Origin of the sequence: Microbacterium oxydans (assembly GCF_000956405.1) — a bacterium.
Classification (GTDB): Bacteria; Actinomycetota; Actinomycetes; order Actinomycetales; family Microbacteriaceae; genus Microbacterium; species Microbacterium oxydans_C.
The window spans coordinates 1-18,983 of sequence record NZ_JYIV01000015.1 but is presented as its reverse complement, the minus strand read 5'-3'; the positions used below and the strand labels follow the sequence as shown (position 1 = coordinate 18,983).

The window sequence follows — 18,983 nt, the reverse complement described above, 5'->3', positions numbered from 1 at the left end:
TCAGCCGGCGGGCGTGATCTCGGCGATGTCCATCTCCCACACGGAGTTGTACACGGCGCCCTTCACGCTGTCGGCGGAGATGTTGCGGCCGGGGACGATGAGCGGGACGAAGGGACCCTCGGCCTGCATCGCCTCGGCGAACGCGGTGAACGCGGACGTGCGCTGCTCGGGATCGGTCGCGGCGGCGGCACCAGCGGCGATGCCCGCGATCTCCGGGTTGGCGTCAGCGGCCCAGCCGGCACGGAGGCCGACCTTCAGACCGGGCGCAAACGGCAGGAAGTTCGCGGAGTCGGCGTAGTCCGGACCCCAGAACCACAGGCCGAAGCCCTCGGTTCCGTTGACGTAGGCGTCGAGTTCGGTCGCGAACGGCGCGGGAGCGAGGTCGACCGTGATGCCGGCGTCTTCGAGCTGCGCCTGCACACGCTCGGCGAGCGGGGTGAACTCCACGCCGCCGACCGGGTAGTCGTTCGGGAACTGCAGCTTGAGCGTCTGGCCCGTGTATCCGGCCTCGGCGAGTGCCGCCTTGGCCTTGGTGAGGTCCTGCTTCACGCCGCTGTCGAGTGCACCCTCGAAGCCGGGAGGGATGACGCCGGTCGCCTGGACGGAGCCGGCACCGGCCAGCTCCAGCAGCGAGTCGTAGTCGAGCGCGTAGCGGATGGCCTCGGCGATCTTGACGTTCGCCAGGTCGCCGCCCGCCGTGCCCTGGTTCAGCAGCAGGAAGATGGTCTGACCGGAAGGAACCGAGTCGACGGTGATGTCGTCGCCGAGACCCGCGACCTGGTCGCCGTTCAGGTCCATCGCGACCATCGAGTCGCCGCCCTTGAGGTTGGCGAGCTGCGTCGCGCTCTCGGAGACGTTGCGCACGACGACGCGGGAGTACGCCGACTGCTCGTCACCGTTGTACTCGGCGTTGCTCTTGAGCACGACCTGCGAGCTGAGGTCGAGCGTGTCGAGCACGAACGGGCCGGAACCTGCAGACTCGCCGTCGAGGAACTTCTGGGCCGAGTCGGTGCCGTCGATCGCGCCGCCGTTCTCGATCACGACGTCGGAGTTGACGATGCCGAGCGCCGGGTTCGCGAGGATCGCGGGAAGCTGCAGCAGCGGGGTCTCGGACGTGAACTGGATCGTCTTGTCGTCGACCTCGGTGATGGTGAGGCCGCCGAGGAGGAAGTTGGGCTTGGCGTCTTCCATGCCCTGGATGCGCTGCAGCGAGAACACGACGTCCTTCGCCTCGATGGGCGAGCCGTCGGAGAAGACGCGGTCGCCTTCGAGGGTGAAGGTGAACTCGGTCGCCTCGTCGTTCTGCTCCCACGACGCGAGGCCCGGGATCGGGGTGGAGACGTCGGAGCCCTTGAAGTCGACGAGGGTCTCGTAGAGCGCCTTGGCGATCATGTTGCCGGTCGGGTCGTAGGTGTGACCCGGGTCGGCCGTCTCGATCGAGAATGCGGTGTCGATGACGAGCGAGTCGGAGCCCTGCGAGGAGTCGCCGTTGTTCGCCGAGTTCCCTCCCGAGCAACCTGCGAGCGCGAGGAGCGCGACGGCTCCGAGCGCGATGACCGGCGTGATACGGCGTGACGACATGAGGGCCTCCAAGGGCGAGGAGTACATTCGGGTGAGCCGCCACCGATGTGGACGACCGTGGATCAGATTCGCATCATATGCGACGATGTGTCCAGCAAGAGCGGGTCACCTCGGCACGCTCTGTCCAGAACCTCGATTGTGGGTAACAATATGTCCAGCAAGAATGCGGAAGAGTCGAAGCATTCTGGACGAAGTGCCGCACCCTTGGACGAGACGGCGTACAGAATCCTCGAAGTACTCCGTGATAACGGTCGTGTCTCGATCGCCGCCCTCGCCGACAAGGTCGGCATCTCGCGCGCGAACGCCTACACGCGCGTCGAATCGCTCGTGCACGACGGGGTGATCACCGGCTTCAGTGCCCGCGTGGATCAGGCGAAGGCCGGCCTCTCGATCGGGGCGCTCGTGTTCGTCACGGTGATGCCACAGGCATGGGCCTCGTTCCGCGAGCGCGTGACCGAGATGCCGGATGTCGAGTGGTGCGCCATCACGACGGGCGAGCACGATGCGATGCTGCTCATCCGCGCCGTCGACGTCAGCGGCGTGCACGAGTTCTCCACCGGGGTGATCGCCCAGCTGCCCGAGGTGCGCACGGTGGTCAGCGTGGTCGTGCTCGACGAGGTCATCCGCCGCCCCTACCTGCTGCCGGGCGACCTGCCGGAGCGCAGCAGTGTCACCGCACCCCTCGGCATGACGCGATGGACGCCGGCCTCCCCGGGGCGTGACACGCTCCCGCCGCGCTGACCCGCGTCAGGCCGAGATCTCCTCGCACACGCTCAGCTGCGGCAGACCGTGCATCTCGTAGTGCTCCACGAGACGGATGCCGCCGTCGTCGGTCAGCTCCAGCTCGCTCTCTCCGTCGCCCGTCACGACCGTGCCGTCACTCTTGAGCACATGGACGAACGACACCCAGATCGTGTCGCCCGTGCGGGTGCCGACGAACTTGCCGAAGGTGACCGTGTCGCCCTCGTACCCGCCCCAGATCGCGCCGTCGCGCTCGAAGTACTCGAAGATGCTCGGGGATTTCGGGTCGACCGCCGAGGTCGTGGAGGACACCATCCGGAATCGGCGGCCGTCGAGGGAGGGAAGGGTTGCAGTCGCAGTCACATCCTCGATTATGGAGGATGCCGTCAGGCGTCGGTCGCCGCGGAGTGCTCGCGCCACTCGTGCTCGAGCAGGGCGTAGACGAGCAGCGTCGCCCATTCGCCCTTGAACCACTCGCTCTCCACCAGCCGTGCCTCGCGGCGGAATCCGAGCCTCTCGGCCACTCGAGCGGACGACGTGTTGCGCTCGTCGATCCGCGCGACGATGCGGTGCAGGCCGAGGCCGTCGAAGCCGAGGGCGAGCAGGGCGCGGACCGCCTCGGTCGCGTAGCCTCGCCCCGCGGCCCGCGGGTCGAAGATGTATCCGACCTCGCCGGATCGGTCGGTCTCGCTGCGCCAGAACAGCACCACGTCTCCGATGAGCGATCCCGTCCGGCGCTCCTCGACCGCAAGACACACGGCATCGCCCTCGGCAGCGAGTCGCGTGTTCGACCAGGTCGTGCCGATGCGCCCCTCGACGTCGGCGAGCTCCAGTGGCGCGTACGGCACGTAGCGCACGACTTCCGGGTTCGACTTGTACGCGTGCATCGCGACGGCGTCGGAGGGTTCGATCGGGCGGAGGAACAGGCGCTCCGTGACGATCGGGTACTCGGGGTCATGCCCGACCGACGGTACCGCGGGCCCGGTCGTCACTCGAGGTCCAAGGAGAGCAGACCGGGCAGCTGGGCGGTCCTGGCACGCACCACGAACAGCAGGTCGTTGTACTCCGGCTCGATCTCCACGCGGGAGGACGCCAACAGGTGGGTGGTGGTCCGGCCACCGGTGCGCTGCAGCCGAAGCCTTCTGACCGGGTAGGCGGGCGGAGTGAGCCAGATGCGATCGAGGTGCGCGTACGGGGTGTCGACGTCGTCGATCCGGATGCCCTGGACACCGACGGAGACCTGCGTAGGGATCGACCGCACCACGCGTCGGCGCTGCAGCGCTCCGATCCCGAAACCGACGGCGGCGAGCGCGGCGAACGGCGCGAGCAGGATGAGGGCGGAGAGCTCGCCGTCGAGGAATCCGGGAACCGCGGCGAGCAGGCCCACACCGACCGCGATCACGAGGAAGACGACCGCGGCGATCGTGACCCGGGCGGCGAGGCGCCGCTCGCCGGTGCCGTCGACGGTGAACTGCGTCGGCAGCTGCGACACCGCGCGCGCCGCAGCGACCGGATCCTCGAAGACGGGCAGCGCGATCGGGTTCAGGGTCGCCATGAGCTCATTGAACATCGTCCGCGAGTACCCCGGCAGCTCGATCGTGATCTCACGGCCGCCCGTCTGCACGATCAGGGCGCGCGTCGTGCCGCTCGGGAGTCCGTTGGTCCGATGCTCGGTGATCTTGGAACGGAACTGCGTCGACGCACGCGCGAACGTCTCGCGGCTGCCCGCCTTGCCGATCTCGACCGCATCGGGGCGCACGACGATCCGGATGTTGCGGAACCAGAAGAACCCGGCGAACACCGCGACCGTCAGGGCGATCACCACCACGAGCACCACCACGCCACGGGTGGAGATGTTCATTGTGCCCGGCAGGAACTTCGGCAGCACGAAGAGCGTCGCCGCGGACAGTGCCGCGGAGAGCAGGATCGCTCCGACGACTGAGCGCAGCGGGTTCCTGCGGAACACCCGTTCACCAGAGACCGCTTCCGCCTGATTCAGCATTTCGACCTCTCCCCATGACGGTCACCCCGCGTGACGCGACTCCTACCGTAGTGGGCAGTTCGGGAAGAGCCACACGGGCATGCGGCTCAGTGGGGCGAGGACGCGCTCTCCCTCATCCACACGCCGCGGAATCGACTCGCCGACCACACCGCGACGCCCGCGAGCACGATGACGACAAGCAGGCCGAGGATGTGGAGGATCAGCGACACCGGGCCCCGCTCGGGGAGCAGGAAGCCGTAGGGCACCCAGCCATCCGTGGCTCCGCGCATCAGGACCACGACCAGCCAGATCAGCGGATACGGCAGGAGCGTCCAGAGGAGTCGCCAGGGCAGCGGGTGGCGGTCGCCGACGAGCAGCCAGTCGAGCGCGACGAGGAGGGGGAAGACGACGTGCAGCAGCACACTCACCCACGGCGGCGCCGAGCCCGTGCCGGGGACGAGCACGTTGTAGATCACGGCGACGACGATCAGGTAGGTGGTCGTGATGCCGCGCAGCAGCACGACCCACGACGGAACCGGTCGGCCTCTCGCCCCGAGCACTCCGGCACCGATCAGCACGAGTGCCGCGATCATGCTGGTCTGATTCGTGAAGTAGCCGAAGTAGTCGAACGGGTTCCCGTCGGCGACGGCGATGCGCAGGGCATATGCGTACAGGAGGACAGCGACGACTGCGGCTCCCGTCACGATGCGGACGATCGCTCGCACGCGGGTGATCGCCGGGCCGACGGTCTCGTTCTCCACCGCTCAAGACTATGGGGGCCGGTAGCGTGGTGGCATGGAGTGGATGTCCGATCCCTCGGCGGGGACATGGCTGCGCGAGCGGCTCGACGCCGGCTACGAGACCATGCACGGAGTGGTTCCCCGGGGGTATCCGGCGTACGCGCGCATCTTCCATCCCGCCATCGTCAGATCGCTGCCCGGACGAGCGGTTCCGACGGCTGAACAGCTGGTGCGCATGCCCGAGTCGGAGCAGAACGCGCTCATGGCCGGGTTCGTCGATGAGCGGGTCTCGTGGGCGGAGACGGCAGCGGCGTTCGGGACGGTGCTGCATCCGCTCGCGCAATGGCGACGACTGGTGCGCACCCCGCCCGAGAGCGACTGGCGCACGAGGACGGCCCCCGACGGTCGCGAGTTCACCGCCCCGATGGAGGGCGAGCTGGAACCCGCGCACCTGGCAGCCATCGCCGCCCACCTCGTCGACCACACCCAGACGCCCGACTCGGGCTTCGCGGCGCTGTGGGAAGGACGTGGAGGACTGCTGGGCTTCTTCGGCATCGCCCCCTCGCGGTCGTTCCTGACCTTCTCGGACGACCCGAACCACCAGGCGATGCTCGATCGCAGCGCGCACGACCCGTTCAACAACGTCTTCCGCAGACCCACCTGGCAGGAGGGCATCCTGTCGCGGGAGATCTCCGAAGGCCCGCGGTTCGCACTGCCGGGCCGCGACCACGTGCTGTTCTCCGCACCCCCGCGCGCTTTCGCCGATCCGGAGTGGGTGCTGCACGTGCCCTGGCGCGATCGCCCCGCCGAGGAGCACGGGTTCCCACCCTCGGCACAGAGCCCGAGCCTGCTCTGGCCCGAAGACCGCTCCTGGGTGATGGTCAGCGAGGTCGATTTCGACTCCACGATCGTGGCGGGCTCCCCCGCGCTGATCGAGGCGCTCTGCGCCGACGAGCAGTTGGAGGCGCTCCCGATCCCGGAAGACGCCGACCTCACCTGGGGTGCCGACACGGTGAACAGCTGAGCGCCCGCCGATGAGCTTCGATGCCCGCCCTCTCACCGACCCCGTCGATCCCGCGAAAGTGCGTGCCTTCGCGGCCGAGCTCCGTTCGCGGCCGACCGGGGGCCCTTCTGCGTCCACGATCATCGGGATCGTCGCCGTCGCGATCGCCGCGGTGGTCCTGATCCCGACCCTCGTCGGCGTGGTGCTGAGCCTGGCGTCGTTCGGCGCGTCTCCGGGAGCAGCGGCGATCCCGCTCGTGCTGATCGTCCTGCTCCTGACCGCGGTCGGCGTGATGATCTGGATGAGCGTGCGCAACGCGCAGGTGCGGCGGTATCGACTGCACGGTTTCGCCCGGGCGAACGGCATGACCTACGAGCCGAAGATCTCCGACCCGCCCTTGCCCGGCATGATCTTCCAGCTGGGGCGTGCACGCCAGGCGACCGATCTGATCCGAGGCACCCGGCCGCGCTTCGTCGAGTTCGGCAACTACCAGTACACGGTGCAGTCGGGAAAGAACTCCACGACCTATCGCTGGGGCTACGTGGCCGTGAAGCTCGATGTGCCGCTCCCGAACATCGTGCTCGACGCCAAGGGCAACAACGGATTCGGATCGAATCTGCCGGCGTCCTTCCAGAAGAGCCAACGGCTGTCGCTCGAAGGCGACTTCGACCAGCACTTCACGCTCTACTGCCCCCGCGGCTACGAACGCGATGCGCTGTACCTGTTCACGCCCGACATCATGGCGCGGTTCATCGACAACGCCGCAGAGCTCGACGTGGAGATCGTCGACGACTGGTTGTTCCTGTACACACAGCGCAAGGTCTCCACCCTCGACCCCGCCACCTGGGCGTGGTTGTTCGGCACCGTCGGAGCACTGCTGACGAAGTTCGATCAGTGGGCGCGATGGCGCGACGAACGTCTCATCGCCGAGGCAGCGACCACGGCACCGCCGTCGATGTCGACGCCCGCACTTCCGTTCGCGCCACCCGCCGGCATGCTCACCCCGCCACCGGGGGTCGCACCGCAAGGTCGTCGCCTCAAGCGGGGAGGGACGTGGATACCGCTCATCGTGGTGTTCGGGTTCCTGATGTTCTGGATCCTGAGTCGGATGAACTGAGCCGGATGAACTGAATCGAAGCGGAGTGGCGGAGGGCCCGAGTGTGGGGGTGGGCGCCGGCTGGGGACCGAGCTCCCACCCCATCCCCCCTCGGGATCGAAAAGAGATCCACTCTCCCTCCGCATGACGGCTGAGCCGCCCCGCCCACGGTCAGCTGGGGACTGACGCTGCTGGGCGTATGCCCAAATGGTATACCGGCAGAGGTTGCAGCAGGTTGCATCCTCAGGCTCCAGGCAAGCGCATAGGCAAGAGCGACGGAGACGAGGTGACGGTGCATCTCACCGAGCGTCTCAACGGGTGAGGTCTCTCCACTCGCCTCAGACGGCGAGGGTGGCGCGAGCGTCCTTGACGCGGAGGTAGAGCGTACGCCGCGCGTCCGGGAACGCCGTGAAGCCGAAACGTTCGTAGAACGGCACGATCTCGTCGTTGATCGCGTGCACGAGGATCGCCCGGACGCCGATGGCCTCCGCAGCCTCGATCGCCCGGATGGTCGCGTGCTGGAGAAGCGAGGACCCGAGTCCTCTCCCCGCATACTCGCGGTCTACGGCCAGACGCCCCAACAGCACGATGGGGATCGACGAGGGCATACCGGCGGCGAGTGGCGGCGGTCCATCTGCGCGGTCGATGGCACTGGAAGACAGGCAGTAGTACCCGGCCACTCTCCCGTCCCTCGTGACGGAGACCATCGTGCGCGACGCCCCGCGCTTCTCATTCGAGCGCGCCCGGCCCCGCAGCCAGATATCGAGGCTCTCCTCGCCGCAATGGAATTCCGACAACCGGTCGCCGGCAGCGAGCGGCCGCGGAGTCAGGAAGTCAGTCAACGAACACGGACTCGCGTCGCAGCAGTTCGCGCAGACCATCGATGGAACGCGCAGGACGCTCCATGACCTCGATGAAAGCACCGAACCGCACGGCGTCGACCTGCAATCGGCGTTCGCGCTCGATGACCTCCTGCGCGCGCTCCACGAGCGCCGACGCGGAGAAGTCCGTCACCGTGCGTCCCTCGATCGCGGCCGCTTCTTCGATCGCCGCTTTCTGATCCGCCGTGACGCGGAATTCCAGTCGGGCGCTCTTGAGCGGAGATGCAGAAGCAGTCATGAAAACCAGTGTACGGCAGATCTCCGTACACAGGAGGGGAATCCTCCTGTCCGCACGCGCGTTACCCCGAGTGACGAGCCCGACGCCACCGCGTTCTGCATGCAAGAGAATTGAAAGTGATGTCTGAACGCGAAGATCACACCCACTGGCAGGCCGAGCGCCGCGCCGCCGTCACTTCCGCAACCGGCAACCTCGCTCTGACGGAGACCCGCTGGACCGGCGAGCGCCCCGACGTGGAGGCCGAACAGCACGCCGCGGCCGACACGGTGACCGTGACCCCGATCGAGCGCACGAACATCGAGACGGGTGAAGCCGAGCACGGACTGCGTGTCTGGGACGCCGACTCCCCCGCGATCCGCGCCTTCGACCGCATCGACACCTACGACTACGACCCCGCATGGGTCCTCGAAGGACACTTCACCCCGGTCTCCGGCGACCGCCGGGTGTCGTTCGAGCACATCCGCGACAACGGCGGCACGCGCGACCTGGTCGTCCCCGGCGACATCCGCCTCGAGCTCGACGGCCACGAGTACACTCTCGCCGCGTTCGACGACGGCGGAACGCTGCTGCTGGTGTTCGGCGACCAGACGAACGGATCGGAGACCTACGGATCCGGCCGCTTCCTGTTCGTCGAGCTGCGCGACGACGAGGGCTCCGTCGTGCTCGACTTCAACCGCGCGTTCGTGCCCCCCTGCGGCTTCAGCGCCCAGTACAACTGCCCCCTCCCGCCGGCATCCAACCGCTTCCCCCTGCCTATCCGAGCAGGCGAGAAGAACGTCGTGTTCCGCGACGGCTTCGACATCTACGCGGCGTGACGCCGCACCCGCTCACCCTGGAGTACTCATGAGAAGAACCCGCTTCCTCAGCGCGCTCGGCGCTGCCGCCACGATCGCCCTCGTGGCCGGCTGCGCGTCCGGCGCGAACGACGACGCCACCGCGAGCGAAGACGCCACGATCTTCATCGGATCGCTGTACGAGCCCACCAACCTGAGCAACACGCAGGGTGGCGGCCAGGGAGTGACGGAAGCCCTCACCGGCAACGTCTACGAGGGTCTGTACCGGCTGACCGACGACGGCGAGGTCGAGCCGCTCCTCGCCGAGGACGCCCAGGTGTCCGACGACGGCCTCACGTACACGATCACCCTGCGCGACGACGTGACGTTCCACTCGGGCGACCCGCTCACCTCCGCCGACGTGAAGTCGAGCATCGAAGCCGTCACCGCCGAAGACTCGGTCTCCGCCCGCAAGTCGAGCTTCAAGACGATCGCCGACATCGCCACCCCCGACGACAAGACCGTCGTGTTCACGCTCTCGCAGCGCTCGATCTCGTTCCTCTACAACCTCAGCTACGTCTGGATCGTGAACGACGAGGCCGGAGACATCACCAGCACCGAAGACGGAACCGGCCCCTACACGCTCGACCAGTGGAAGAAGGGCTCGACCCTGACCCTCGAGCGCTGGGACGACTACTGGGGAGAGCCCGCGAAGAACGCCGAGGTCGTCTACACGTACTTCACCGACGCGACTGCGGAGAACAACGCGCTCCTCACCGGGGAGATCGACGTCATCACGAGCGTGCAGAACCCCGACTCGCTCACGCAGTTCGACTCCGACGACTACGTCGTGAGCGAGGGCACCTCGACCACGAAGGAGCTGCTCGCCTTCAACGACAGGGTCGCCCCGTTCGACAACACGCTCGTGCGCAAGGCCATCTACTCCGCGATCGACACGAAGAAGCTCCTCGAGTCGATCTGGGGCGACTACGGCACGCTGATCGGCTCGATGGTGCCGCCCACCGACCCCTGGTACGAGGACCTCACGCAGGTCAACCCGTACGACGTCGACCTCTCGAAGAAGCTCCTCGCCGAGGCGGGCTACGCCGACGGCTTCACCTTCACGCTCGACACCCCGAGCTACGACCCGCACCCCGCCGTCGCGGAGTTCCTGCAGTCGCAGCTCGCCGAGGTCGGCATCACGGTCGAGATCAACACGATCAGCGCCGACGAGTGGTACACGAAGGTCTTCAAGGAGCAGGACTTCCAGGCGACGCTGCAGGAGCACGTGAACGACCGTGACGTGGTCTGGTACGGCAACCCCGACTTCTACTGGGGCTACAACGACGCCGATGTCCAGAAGTGGGTCGCCGAGGCCGAGCAGGCGGCGACGACCGACGAGCAGACCGCCCTTCTGAAGCAGGTCAACGAGAAGATCGCCGCGGATGCCGCGAGCGTATGGTTGTACCTGTACCCGCAGATCGTGGTCGCCTCCAGCGACCTCAGCGGATACCCGATCAACGGCCTGAACTCGCAGTTCTTCGCGTACGACATCGTCAAGTCCTGACGTGCGTGGGGGATGCCGGGCGTCGGCATCCCCCACCTCATCCTGAGAAGCCATGCTCGCCTATCTGCTGCGCCGCCTCGCGTTCCTCGCGATCTCGCTCGTCGTCGCGATGATCGCGATCTTCGTGCTGCTGCGCCTGCTCCCCGGTGACCCCGCGAACGCGCTGCTCTCGGTCAATGCCACCCCGGAGCAGATCGCGGCCGCCCGAGCCCAAGTCGGTTCCGACCAGCCGCTGCTGCAGCAGTTCACGACGTGGGCGGGTCAACTGCTGCGCTTCGACCTGGGTGAGTCGTTCCTCAGCTCACGCCCGGTCGGCCCCGACATCGCGGACCGCCTTGCCGTGACCCTTCCGCTCACGCTCATCGCCTTCGCGATCGCACTGCTCGTCTCCCTCGCGATCGGCATCACCGCCGCCGTGAAGTCCGACCGCTGGTACGGCATCGTGCTCTCGGGGTTCGCGCAGCTCGGCGTCGCGGTTCCCGTGTTCTGGGTCGGAGTGGTGCTGGTCTGGGTGTTCGCGCTCGGCCTCGGTGTGCTGCCGTCCGGCGGCTTCCCCCGCAAGGACTGGGAGGATCCGGCCGACGCGCTGCGCTCGCTCGCGCTGCCCGTGATCACGATCGTGATCGTCATGAGCGCCTCCCTCAGCCGTTACGTCCGCTCGGCGACGCTCGATGTGCTCGGCAGCGACTACCTCCGCACCGCCCGCGCCGGAGGTTCCGGCATGGGAGAGGCGCTCCTGCGTCACGGTGTGCGCAACGGCGCGGTTCCGGTCGTCGCGGTGCTCGGCATCGAACTGTCGACCACCCTCCTCGGTGCGGTCGTCGTCGAGAGCGTCTTCACCCTGCCCGGCCTCGGCAGCCTGCTGCTGTCGGCCATCGAACAGCACGACTTCCAGGTGATCCAGGGCGTGCTCGTGGTCAGCACCCTCTTCGTGCTGCTGGTCGGGTTCGCCGCCGACATCCTGCAGCGCCTGATCGATCCGCGCCTGCGTACGAGCGTCTCGGGGAACCGATGAGCCGCGTCGCCGAACAGCTGGTCACCGCATCCATGCCCGTGCGGCGGCGTCCGAAGACGACCCTGCTGATCGGGATCGTGCTGACGGGTCTCATCGTGTTGATCGCTCTGGTGTCGCTGTTCTGGCTGCCCTATCCGCTCGCCGACACCAGCGGCGGTCGCCTCGAAGGGCCTAGCACCCTGCATCTTCTCGGCACCGATCGACTCGGACGCGACCTGTTCTCGCAACTGATGTGGGGCGCACGCATCGCGCTCATCGTCGGCACCTGCGCCGTCGCGATCGCCGCGGTCCTCGGCACGATCATCGGACTCATCGCCGCCTTCGCCCGCCCCTGGGTCGACGACACGCTCTCGGCCGGACTCGACGTCGTGATCGCCTTCCCCGTGCTGCTGCTCGCGATGCTGGTCGTCGCCGTCCAGGGCGCGTCGCTGTGGTCGGCGGTGCTCGCGATCGGCCTCGCGATGTCGGCGGTCGTCGCCCGCCTGACGCGCATCCTGGCGCGCCGCGTGCTGCAGGAGCAGTACATCACCGCCGCGCGCACGAGCGGTACCGGAGTGCTCGGGATCGTGTTCCAGCACGTGCTGCCGAACATCGCACCCACCCTCGCCGTGAGTCTGGCGCTGCAGTTCGGCGCGGCGGTGCTCGCCGAGGCGAGCCTGTCGTACCTGGGCCTCGGTGCCCCGCCGCCCAACGCCTCATGGGGACGGATGCTGCAGGAAGCGCAGGGCACCGTGCTCGTCGCCCCCGTGGGCGCCATCGCTCCCGGCATCGCGATCATCGCGCTCGTGCTCGGTGTGAACTTCCTCGCCGACGGCCTGCGCGACCTGGCCGACCCGACCCGCCGGAGGAGCCGATGAGCATTCTGGACGTCTCGGGACTCACCATCCGCTCGGGTGCCGGCACTCTCGTGCGCGATGTCTCGTTCTCCCTTGCACCGGGTGAGCGCCTGGGCCTGATCGGCGAGTCTGGATCGGGCAAGTCGCTGACCTCGCTCGCGGTGACCGGCCTGCTCCCTGACGCTCTGAGCGCGTCGGGCTCGGTGCTGCTCGACGGGCACCAGGTCGTCGGCGCCCGGGACGCGGAACTGCGTCCGCTGCGCGGTCCCGTCGCGCAGATCGTGTTCCAAGAACCGCTCACCGCGCTCGATCCCCTGATGCGGGTGGGACGTCAGATCGCCGAGCCGCTGCGACGCCATCTCGGGTTGCGCGGCTCCGCACTGGCGGAGGCCGTCGCCGCCGCGCTCGACGAGGTCGCGCTCTCCGACGCCCGAATCGCCCGCGCCTACCCGCACGAGCTCTCGGGTGGACAGCGGCAGCGCGTGGCGATCGCCATCGCCCTGGCAGCCCGCCCACAGCTGCTCATCGCGGACGAGCCGACCACCGCGCTGGATGTGACCGTGCAGGACGGCGTGCTGGCGCTGCTCGAACGCCTGGTCGACGAGCGCGGCATGTCGCTGCTGTTCATCAGCCATGACCTGGCCGTGGTGTCACGCATGGTGGATCGCATCGTCGTGCTGCGCGACGGGCTCGTGGTCGAGGCAGGCTCGGTCTCGCAGGTGCTGCACGAGCCGACCGAACCGTACACACGGATGCTGGTCGACAGCGCTCGTGCGCTGGACGCATTCCTCGACGCCGGGGAGAGTGCACGATGACGCTGCTCGAACTGCACGGCGCCGGCTTCGCCTACGGATCCCGTCGTGTGCTCGACGACGTCTCACTGCAGCTCGACGAGGGCGACTCGCTCGGCCTGGTCGGTGAGTCCGGCGCGGGCAAGTCCACGATCCTGCGCCTGCTGCTCGGACTCGCCGCCCCACGCGAAGGCCAGGTGCTGTTCGAAGGCGCCGTCCTGAACCTGCGCGACCGCGCCCAGATGCGTCGCTTCCGCGCGAGTGTGCAGCCGGTGTTCCAGGACCCGTACTCCTCGCTCGACCCCCGACAGCGCATCGACCGGATCATCGGCGAACCGCTGCGGTCGCTGGGGCTTGCGTCCGGCGCCGACGCTCAGCGACGCATCGCCGAGGCCCTCGACGCAGTCGGGCTTCCCGCCGACACCGCACGCCGATACCCGCACGAGTTCTCGGGTGGACAGCGTCAGCGCATCGCCATCGCGCGCGCCGTGGTCTCCCGCCCGCGCGTGCTGCTCGCCGACGAGCCCGTCAGCGCGCTCGATGTGACCACTCGCGTGCAGGTGCTCGAGCTGCTCGACCGCCTGCGCCGCGAGAACGGCCTCTCGCTCGTGATGGTGTCGCACGACCTCACCGCGATCGCCTCGGCCTGCGACCGGACCGTGGTGCTGAAGGACGGCCGTGTGGTGGAGCAGGGCGCCACGTCCGACGTGCTGCACGCTCCGCAGGACCCCTACACGCGGGCGCTCGTCGACGCTGTTCCTCGGCTGCCGCGCTGAGGTGATTCGGTTCACGCCGTCGGCGTGAGGCCGAAGTGCTCCAGCTCCGCGTCGTCCAGCATCCGGGAGCGGATCAGGAACCGCATGCCGGTCGGACCCTCGACACTGAACCCCGCTCCGCGGCCGGGCACGACATCGATGGTGAGGTGCGTGTACTTCCAGTACTCGAACTGCGACCCCGACATGTACACCTCGACGGCCCGTTCCAGGCCCACATCGAGCTCACCGAGCAGCACGTCGCCCGGTCCGGTGATGAACATTCCGATCGGGTAGCACATGGGTGATGAGCCGTCGCAGCAGCCGCCGGACTGGTGGAACATGAGGGGCCCGTGCTGCGCGGTGAGGTCGCGCACGAGCGATGCCGCCGCCTCCGTCACGGCCACGCGGTCCATAGTCTCTTCTCCGCCCACGGTTCATGCCTTTCCGGGAATGTGTCCGGGCGGACGCTCGTGCGTCCGCCCGGAGAGGTGACTCAGAAGAAGCCCATCGGACCCTCTGCGTACGAGACGAGGAGGTTCTTGGTCTGCTGGTAGTGGTCGAGCATCATCTTGTGGTTCTCCCGTCCGACACCGGACTGCTTGTATCCGCCGAACGCCGCGTGCGCGGGGTACTGGTGATACGTGTTGGTCCAGACCCGCCCGGCCTCAATCGCTCGTCCCGCGCGGTAGGCCGTGTCGCCGCTGCGGCTCCACACACCGGCGCCCAGTCCGTACAGCGTGTCGTTCGCGATCGAGATCGCGTCGTCGAAGCCGTCGAACGAGGTGACCGACAGCACGGGCCCGAAGATCTCCTCCTGGAAGATGCGCATGTCGTTCGTGCCCTCGAACACGGTCGGTGCCACGTAGAACCCCTCGCTCAGATCGCCGCCGAGGTCGACGCGCTCCCCACCGGTCAGCAGCCGGGCACCGCCCTGCTTTCCGATGTCGATGTAGCTGAGGATCTTCTCCAGCTGGTCGTTCGACGCCTGTGCGCCGATCATGGTGGCGGGGTCGAGCGGGTTGCCCTGCACGACCTTGCCCACCCGCTCCAGGCCGTCGGCGAGGAAACCGTCGTAGATCGAGCGCTGGATGAGTGCGCGAGAAGGGCAGGTGCAGACCTCGCCCTGGTTGAGCGCGAACATCGTGAACCCCTCGAGCGCCTTGTCGTAGAAGGGGTCGTTCGTGGACCCGGCGACGTCTTCGAAGAACACGTTCGGGCTCTTGCCTCCGAGCTCGAGCGTGACCGGGATGAGGTTCTGCGAGGCGTACTGCATGATGAGTCGCCCGGTCGTGGTCTCCCCGGTGAAGGCGACCTTGCGGATGCGCTTGTGCTGCGCGAGCGGAGCACCCGCCTCGATGCCGAACCCGTTGACGATGTTGACGACGCCGGCGGGCAGAAGGTCGCCGATGATGTCGAACAGGAACAGCAGCGAGGCCGGGGTCTGCTCGGCGGGCTTGATCACCACGCAGTTGCCTGCGGCGAGCGCGGGCGCCAGCTTCCACACCGCCATCAGGATCGGGAAGTTCCACGGGATGATCTGCCCGACCACTCCGAGCGGCTCGTGGAAGTGGTAGGCCACCGTGTTCTCGTCGAGCTGGCTGATGCCGCCCTCCTGCGCCCGCAGCACCCCGGCGAAGTACCGGAAGTGATCGACGGCGAGCGGGATGTCGGCCGCGAGCGTCTCCCGCACGGGCTTGCCGTTCTCCCACGTCTCGGCGACTGCGATCTCCTCGAGGTGCTGCTCGATGCGGTCGGCGATGCGGTTGAGGATGACGGAGCGCTCGGCGGGACTGGTCTTGCCCCAGCTCGCGAACGCCTTCCAGGCGACGTCGACCGCCCGGTCGATGTCTTCGCCGGTGCCGCGGCCGACCTCGGTGAATGGCTTGCCGTTGACGGGGCTGACGTTCTCGAAGTACTGGCCCTTGACGGGTTCCACGAACTCGCCACCGATGTAGTGGCCGTAGCGGGGTCGATAGTTCGCGACGGCTCCGGGCTGCCCGGGCGCGGCGTACGCGGTGGAGGATGGGGCGACGGACACGTCTTCTTCGACGATGGTCATGGGGGTCTCCTTCGACGGGTGCGCCGCGCTTCGGTGCTGCGGCTCTTCCCCGAAGCTAGGTCGACCGACGTTGCGACTCGATGCGCAACGTTGCGAGCGGTTGCAGCAGCTCAGGCTTCGAGACGCTCGATCCGTGCGACCAGTCCCGCGCGCTTCGGCGACCGGGCTGGCAGCATCTCCAGCGCGAGGCGGAGGGCTTCCGCATCGCCCTGTCCCTCGGGGATCTCCGCATAGGACAGCAGCACATCGAGACTCGCCTCCGACAGCATCGCCTCACGCAGCGCCGCGCGCACCGATTCGCGGAACTCCTCGACGCCCGGAGACGTCGACTCCGGCAGCACCGGTCCTCGATAGGCGGTGAGCGCCACCCTGTGCGCACCCCGGTCCAGCAGCGACAGGACGTCGTGCGCATCCGTGTCGAGCGTGACGGGCAGCCGGTACGGCCGCGACTCGGGCACGAGATCGGGAGCCGTGCGCTCGAGCACCTTCCGCAGGCGCACCATCTCGGGCCGGAGCGTGTCGGGCGAGACGCCGGGTCCGTACACGAGCTCGCACAGGCGCTCGGCCGAGAGCCCCTGTCGGTGCACGCCGAGCATCAGCAGGATCGCCGCATGCCGGGCGCTGAGCTCGATCACGGACTCGTCGTGATCCGACTCCGTCTCCAGTCGTGCCCGATCGCGTCCGAGCACGTGGAGTGTCGCCCGCGCCGTGGCCGGCACGCGGGACTTCGCAGCCGCTGCACGAGGTCGGGGCGTCTCACTGCGCGCCCGCAGACGCGCCACCATCAGCTCCGACTCCACGGCCCGCGCCGTCGCATCCACGAGCAGCCGTGCCTGCAGAGACACGACCTCTGCTCCTCCCGTGATGTCGATGACCCCGAGCACGCGCTGCGTCTCCGGGTCGCGGACGGGAGCCGCGGTGCACGACCAGGGATGCACGAGGCGGTTGTAGTGCTCCGCGCCGCGGATCTGCACCGACTGGCCGAGCACCAGAGCGGTCCCGGGCGCGCTCGTGCCCACGGCGTCCTCCGACCAGTTCGCTCCCGCGACGAAACCCATGTCGTCGGTGAGCGACCGCAGCTGCGCGTCACCCTCGATCCACAGCAGTCGGCCGGCCTGGTCGCCGACCGCGATGACGACTCCGGCATCCTGCGCCTCACCCGGCAGCAGCAGCGCACGGATCATGTCCATGACCGAGGCGAGCGGATGAGCGAGCCGATACGCCTCGAGTTCCTCGCTCACGAGGTCGAGCGGAGGAGCGCCCTCGGGGCCGACGCGCCCGCGCCATGCCCGTTCCCACGACTCCCGCACCAGCGGTCGCACCTGCTGCAGACGCCGGTCCTCGAGGTTGCCGGCGAGCAGCTCCTCGTGCGCACGCTCGATGAGAAGTCGCGATGTCGGGGGGAGCGACTCGCGGGATACCTGCCACGGCGCAGACACAGCGGTCTCCGATCGTCGAGAGCGTGCGTTGCCTCAGTGTACGAGCAGCGCGCTCCCGAGGGAACACCCCGCCGCGTCAGCGGATGAGCCCCGCGACCAGGTCGTCGATGACGTCGTCGGTGGAGGTTTCCTGATCGATGGGCGTCGTGAGCCGGTCGAGCAGGAGTCCGTCGATCGCGTAGTGGAACAGGGCGATCTCACGGCGTCCTCCCGGGAGTCCCGCCGCGGTGTTGAAAGCCACGTCGGCGTCGAAGCCGGCGCGCTGCCACGCACCGAGGACGGCGGCGACCTCGGGCCGCCGACCGCCCTCGAGCCGCAGCTCGAACAGCGCGAGCGTCACGTCCCGATCGTCGGTCAGGCGCCGCACGATGTCGCGGAGGTAGTCGGCGAAGAGCGCCGGTCCCGGCTCAGCCTTCGCCCGGCGCGCGAGATCAGCGGCGCTCGGTGCGAGCCGCTCCCCGATCCGCTCGACCAGTCCTTCGATCAGAGCGTCTCTGCTGCGGAAGTAGTTCGACGTCGTGCCGATCGGGACCTGAGCGGCGACGTCGACGGCTCGGTGCGTGAGCCCTCGTGACCCCTCGCGTGCGAGCACCGCGAGTCCCGCATCCGCGATGGTCCGTCGTCGCGAATCGTTCTTCACCATGGAAGGAACCCTAGCGCAATCACTACGCCTGTTGTACTGTAACCGCTACAAATGTAGTGATTGGATAAGCATGCGAGAGCTCGTGTACTACGCCGCCGTCAGCCTCGACGGGTACATCGCCGGTCCCAGCGGTGAATTCGACGCGTTCCTCATCGAGGGCGACCACATGGACGGCATCAATGCCCGCTTCGCCGACACGCTGCCGACCGTCGCCGCCGAAGCCCTCGGGGTTCCGCAACGGCGCGAGATGTTCGACACCGTCCTCATGGGCTGGAACACCTACGCCGTGGGCGGGCTGTCGAGTCCCTACCGACACCTCCGTCAGATCGTGTTCAGCAGGACGAGGACAGCGGACGGCGAGAACCTCGAGGTGACAGCGGAGGACCCCGTCTCGGTCGTGCGACGCCTGAAGCAGGAGGAGGGAGCAGCGATCTGGCTGTGCGGCGGCGGCGCACTCGCGGCGACCCTCGCCGACGAGATCGATCGACTCGTGCTGAAGCGGCAGCCGCTGCTCTTCGGGGCGGGCATCCCGCTCTTCCACGAGCGCTCGTATCGTCCCGAGCGGTTCGATGCGGTGCGGACCGTCGCCTACGAGTCGGGCGTCGTCGTCACGGAACTGCAACGCCGCCCCCACGAGAGCTGACGTCGGGCCGGCGAGACCTGAGATCCTCGCGAGATCTGACGTCGGGCCGGCGAGCACGACGACGCCCCATAGCTCCTCCTCGCCGCTCTGGCAACGGTGTTCCCGAACGGGCATCGGGTTCCTAGCGTGGGGGCACCCCACGAGCACAGGAGGCGCCATGAACGTCCGAACCCCCACCCCCACCGGTTCTGTCCCTGTCTC

The 18,983-nt window shown here is 68.2% G+C and carries 21 protein-coding genes; 10 read left to right on the top strand and 11 right to left on the bottom strand.

Going from position 1 to position 18,983, the window contains the following annotated elements; translation table 11 throughout:
• Entirely contained in the window at window positions 1-1,581 is a 1,581-nt protein-coding gene (locus tag RN51_RS02370) for an ABC transporter substrate-binding protein (protein WP_045262447.1), read from the bottom strand.
• Between the two features lie 150 nt (window positions 1,582-1,731).
• Here RN51_RS02370 and RN51_RS02365 point away from each other — a divergent pair, with 150 nt between their 5' ends.
• On the top strand, window positions 1,732-2,322 hold the full coding sequence (locus tag RN51_RS02365; protein ID WP_045262446.1) for an Lrp/AsnC family transcriptional regulator: 591 nt from the start codon (window positions 1,732-1,734) through the stop codon (window positions 2,320-2,322).
• Window positions 2,323-2,328: 6 nt separating this feature from the next.
• Here RN51_RS02365 and RN51_RS02360 read toward each other — a convergent pair whose 3' ends face one another.
• From RN51_RS02360 to RN51_RS02345, 4 genes are all read right to left on the bottom strand, one after another.
• On the bottom strand, window positions 2,329-2,685 hold the full coding sequence (locus RN51_RS02360; protein WP_231579191.1) for a hypothetical protein: 357 nt from the start codon (window positions 2,683-2,685) through the stop codon (window positions 2,329-2,331).
• A gap of 23 nt (window positions 2,686-2,708) precedes the next feature.
• Window positions 2,709-3,314: a GNAT family N-acetyltransferase gene (locus RN51_RS02355; RefSeq protein WP_045262444.1), complete on the bottom strand. Its 606-nt coding sequence runs from the start codon at window positions 3,312-3,314 to the stop codon at window positions 2,709-2,711.
• A complete protein-coding gene (locus tag RN51_RS02350; protein WP_045262443.1) occupies window positions 3,311-4,324 on the bottom strand; it encodes a hypothetical protein in 1,014 nt (337 codons plus the stop codon). Before RN51_RS02350 ends, RN51_RS02355 begins: the two co-directional genes overlap by 4 nt.
• Window positions 4,325-4,410: 86 nt before the next feature.
• A complete protein-coding gene (locus RN51_RS02345; RefSeq protein WP_045262442.1) occupies window positions 4,411-5,064 on the bottom strand; it encodes a Pr6Pr family membrane protein in 654 nt (217 codons plus the stop codon).
• A 34-nt stretch (window positions 5,065-5,098) separates the two neighbouring features.
• Here RN51_RS02345 and RN51_RS02340 point away from each other — a divergent pair, with 34 nt between their 5' ends.
• Together RN51_RS02340 and RN51_RS02335 are read left to right on the top strand one after the other, a co-directional pair.
• Window positions 5,099-6,067: a hypothetical protein gene (locus tag RN51_RS02340; RefSeq protein ID WP_045262441.1), complete on the top strand. Its 969-nt coding sequence runs from the start codon at window positions 5,099-5,101 to the stop codon at window positions 6,065-6,067.
• Between the two features lie 10 nt (window positions 6,068-6,077).
• On the top strand, window positions 6,078-7,163 hold the full coding sequence (locus RN51_RS02335; RefSeq protein WP_045262440.1) for a hypothetical protein: 1,086 nt from the start codon (window positions 6,078-6,080) through the stop codon (window positions 7,161-7,163).
• Window positions 7,164-7,480: 317 nt separating this feature from the next.
• Here RN51_RS02335 and RN51_RS02330 read toward each other — a convergent pair whose 3' ends face one another.
• Window positions 7,481-7,984: a GNAT family N-acetyltransferase gene (locus RN51_RS02330; protein WP_052674544.1), complete on the bottom strand. Its 504-nt coding sequence runs from the start codon at window positions 7,982-7,984 to the stop codon at window positions 7,481-7,483.
• Window positions 7,977-8,261, bottom strand: a complete 285-nt coding sequence (locus RN51_RS02325) for a DUF1778 domain-containing protein (protein WP_045262439.1) — start codon at window positions 8,259-8,261, stop codon at window positions 7,977-7,979. The genes RN51_RS02330 and RN51_RS02325 overlap by 8 nt, the downstream gene beginning before the upstream one ends.
• 119 nt (window positions 8,262-8,380) lie before the next feature.
• On the opposite strand from RN51_RS02325, the gene RN51_RS02320 reads away from it, so the two are divergent.
• Genes RN51_RS02320 through RN51_RS02295 form a run of 6 tightly spaced genes read left to right on the top strand, consistent with a single transcriptional unit; the run spans window position 8,381 to window position 14,019 of the window.
• Window positions 8,381-9,076, top strand: a complete 696-nt coding sequence (locus RN51_RS02320; protein WP_045262438.1) for a DUF1684 domain-containing protein — start codon at window positions 8,381-8,383, stop codon at window positions 9,074-9,076.
• A 28-nt stretch (window positions 9,077-9,104) separates the two neighbouring features.
• A complete protein-coding gene (locus tag RN51_RS02315) occupies window positions 9,105-10,601 on the top strand; it encodes an ABC transporter substrate-binding protein (protein ID WP_045262437.1) in 1,497 nt (498 codons plus the stop codon).
• A gap of 52 nt (window positions 10,602-10,653) precedes the next feature.
• Window positions 10,654-11,616, top strand: a complete 963-nt coding sequence (locus RN51_RS02310; protein ID WP_045262436.1) for an ABC transporter permease — start codon at window positions 10,654-10,656, stop codon at window positions 11,614-11,616.
• Window positions 11,613-12,473 carry an ABC transporter permease gene (locus RN51_RS02305; RefSeq protein WP_045262435.1) on the top strand — a complete coding sequence of 287 codons (861 nt, stop codon included), beginning with the start codon at window positions 11,613-11,615 and terminating at the stop codon, window positions 12,471-12,473. Before RN51_RS02310 ends, RN51_RS02305 begins: the two co-directional genes overlap by 4 nt.
• Window positions 12,470-13,267: an ATP-binding cassette domain-containing protein gene (locus tag RN51_RS02300; protein ID WP_045262434.1), complete on the top strand. Its 798-nt coding sequence runs from the start codon at window positions 12,470-12,472 to the stop codon at window positions 13,265-13,267. The genes RN51_RS02305 and RN51_RS02300 overlap by 4 nt, the downstream gene beginning before the upstream one ends.
• Complete coding sequence (locus RN51_RS02295) at window positions 13,264-14,019, top strand: ABC transporter ATP-binding protein (RefSeq protein ID WP_045262433.1); 756 nt, start codon at window positions 13,264-13,266, stop codon at window positions 14,017-14,019. The genes RN51_RS02300 and RN51_RS02295 overlap by 4 nt, the downstream gene beginning before the upstream one ends.
• Before the next feature lie 11 nt (window positions 14,020-14,030).
• Here RN51_RS02295 and RN51_RS02290 read toward each other — a convergent pair whose 3' ends face one another.
• The 4 genes from RN51_RS02290 to RN51_RS02275 form a co-directional block, all read right to left on the bottom strand.
• Window positions 14,031-14,411, bottom strand: a complete 381-nt coding sequence (locus RN51_RS02290) for a DUF779 domain-containing protein (protein WP_045262432.1) — start codon at window positions 14,409-14,411, stop codon at window positions 14,031-14,033.
• A gap of 80 nt (window positions 14,412-14,491) precedes the next feature.
• Window positions 14,492-16,057, bottom strand: a complete 1,566-nt coding sequence (locus RN51_RS02285; RefSeq protein WP_045262431.1) for an aldehyde dehydrogenase family protein — start codon at window positions 16,055-16,057, stop codon at window positions 14,492-14,494.
• Window positions 16,058-16,167: 110 nt separating this feature from the next.
• Window positions 16,168-17,496, bottom strand: coding sequence for a transcriptional regulator (locus tag RN51_RS02280; protein ID WP_045262430.1), 1,329 nt, complete (start codon window positions 17,494-17,496; stop codon window positions 16,168-16,170).
• 76 nt (window positions 17,497-17,572) lie between these two features.
• Window positions 17,573-18,139 (bottom strand): TetR/AcrR family transcriptional regulator, encoded by a 567-nt coding sequence (locus RN51_RS02275; RefSeq protein WP_045262429.1) that lies wholly within the window; start codon window positions 18,137-18,139, stop codon window positions 17,573-17,575.
• Window positions 18,140-18,209: 70 nt separating this feature from the next.
• On the opposite strand from RN51_RS02275, the gene RN51_RS02270 reads away from it, so the two are divergent.
• Entirely contained in the window at window positions 18,210-18,782 is a 573-nt protein-coding gene (locus RN51_RS02270) for a dihydrofolate reductase family protein (protein ID WP_045262428.1), read from the top strand.
• Window positions 18,783-18,983: the final 201 nt, after the last annotated feature.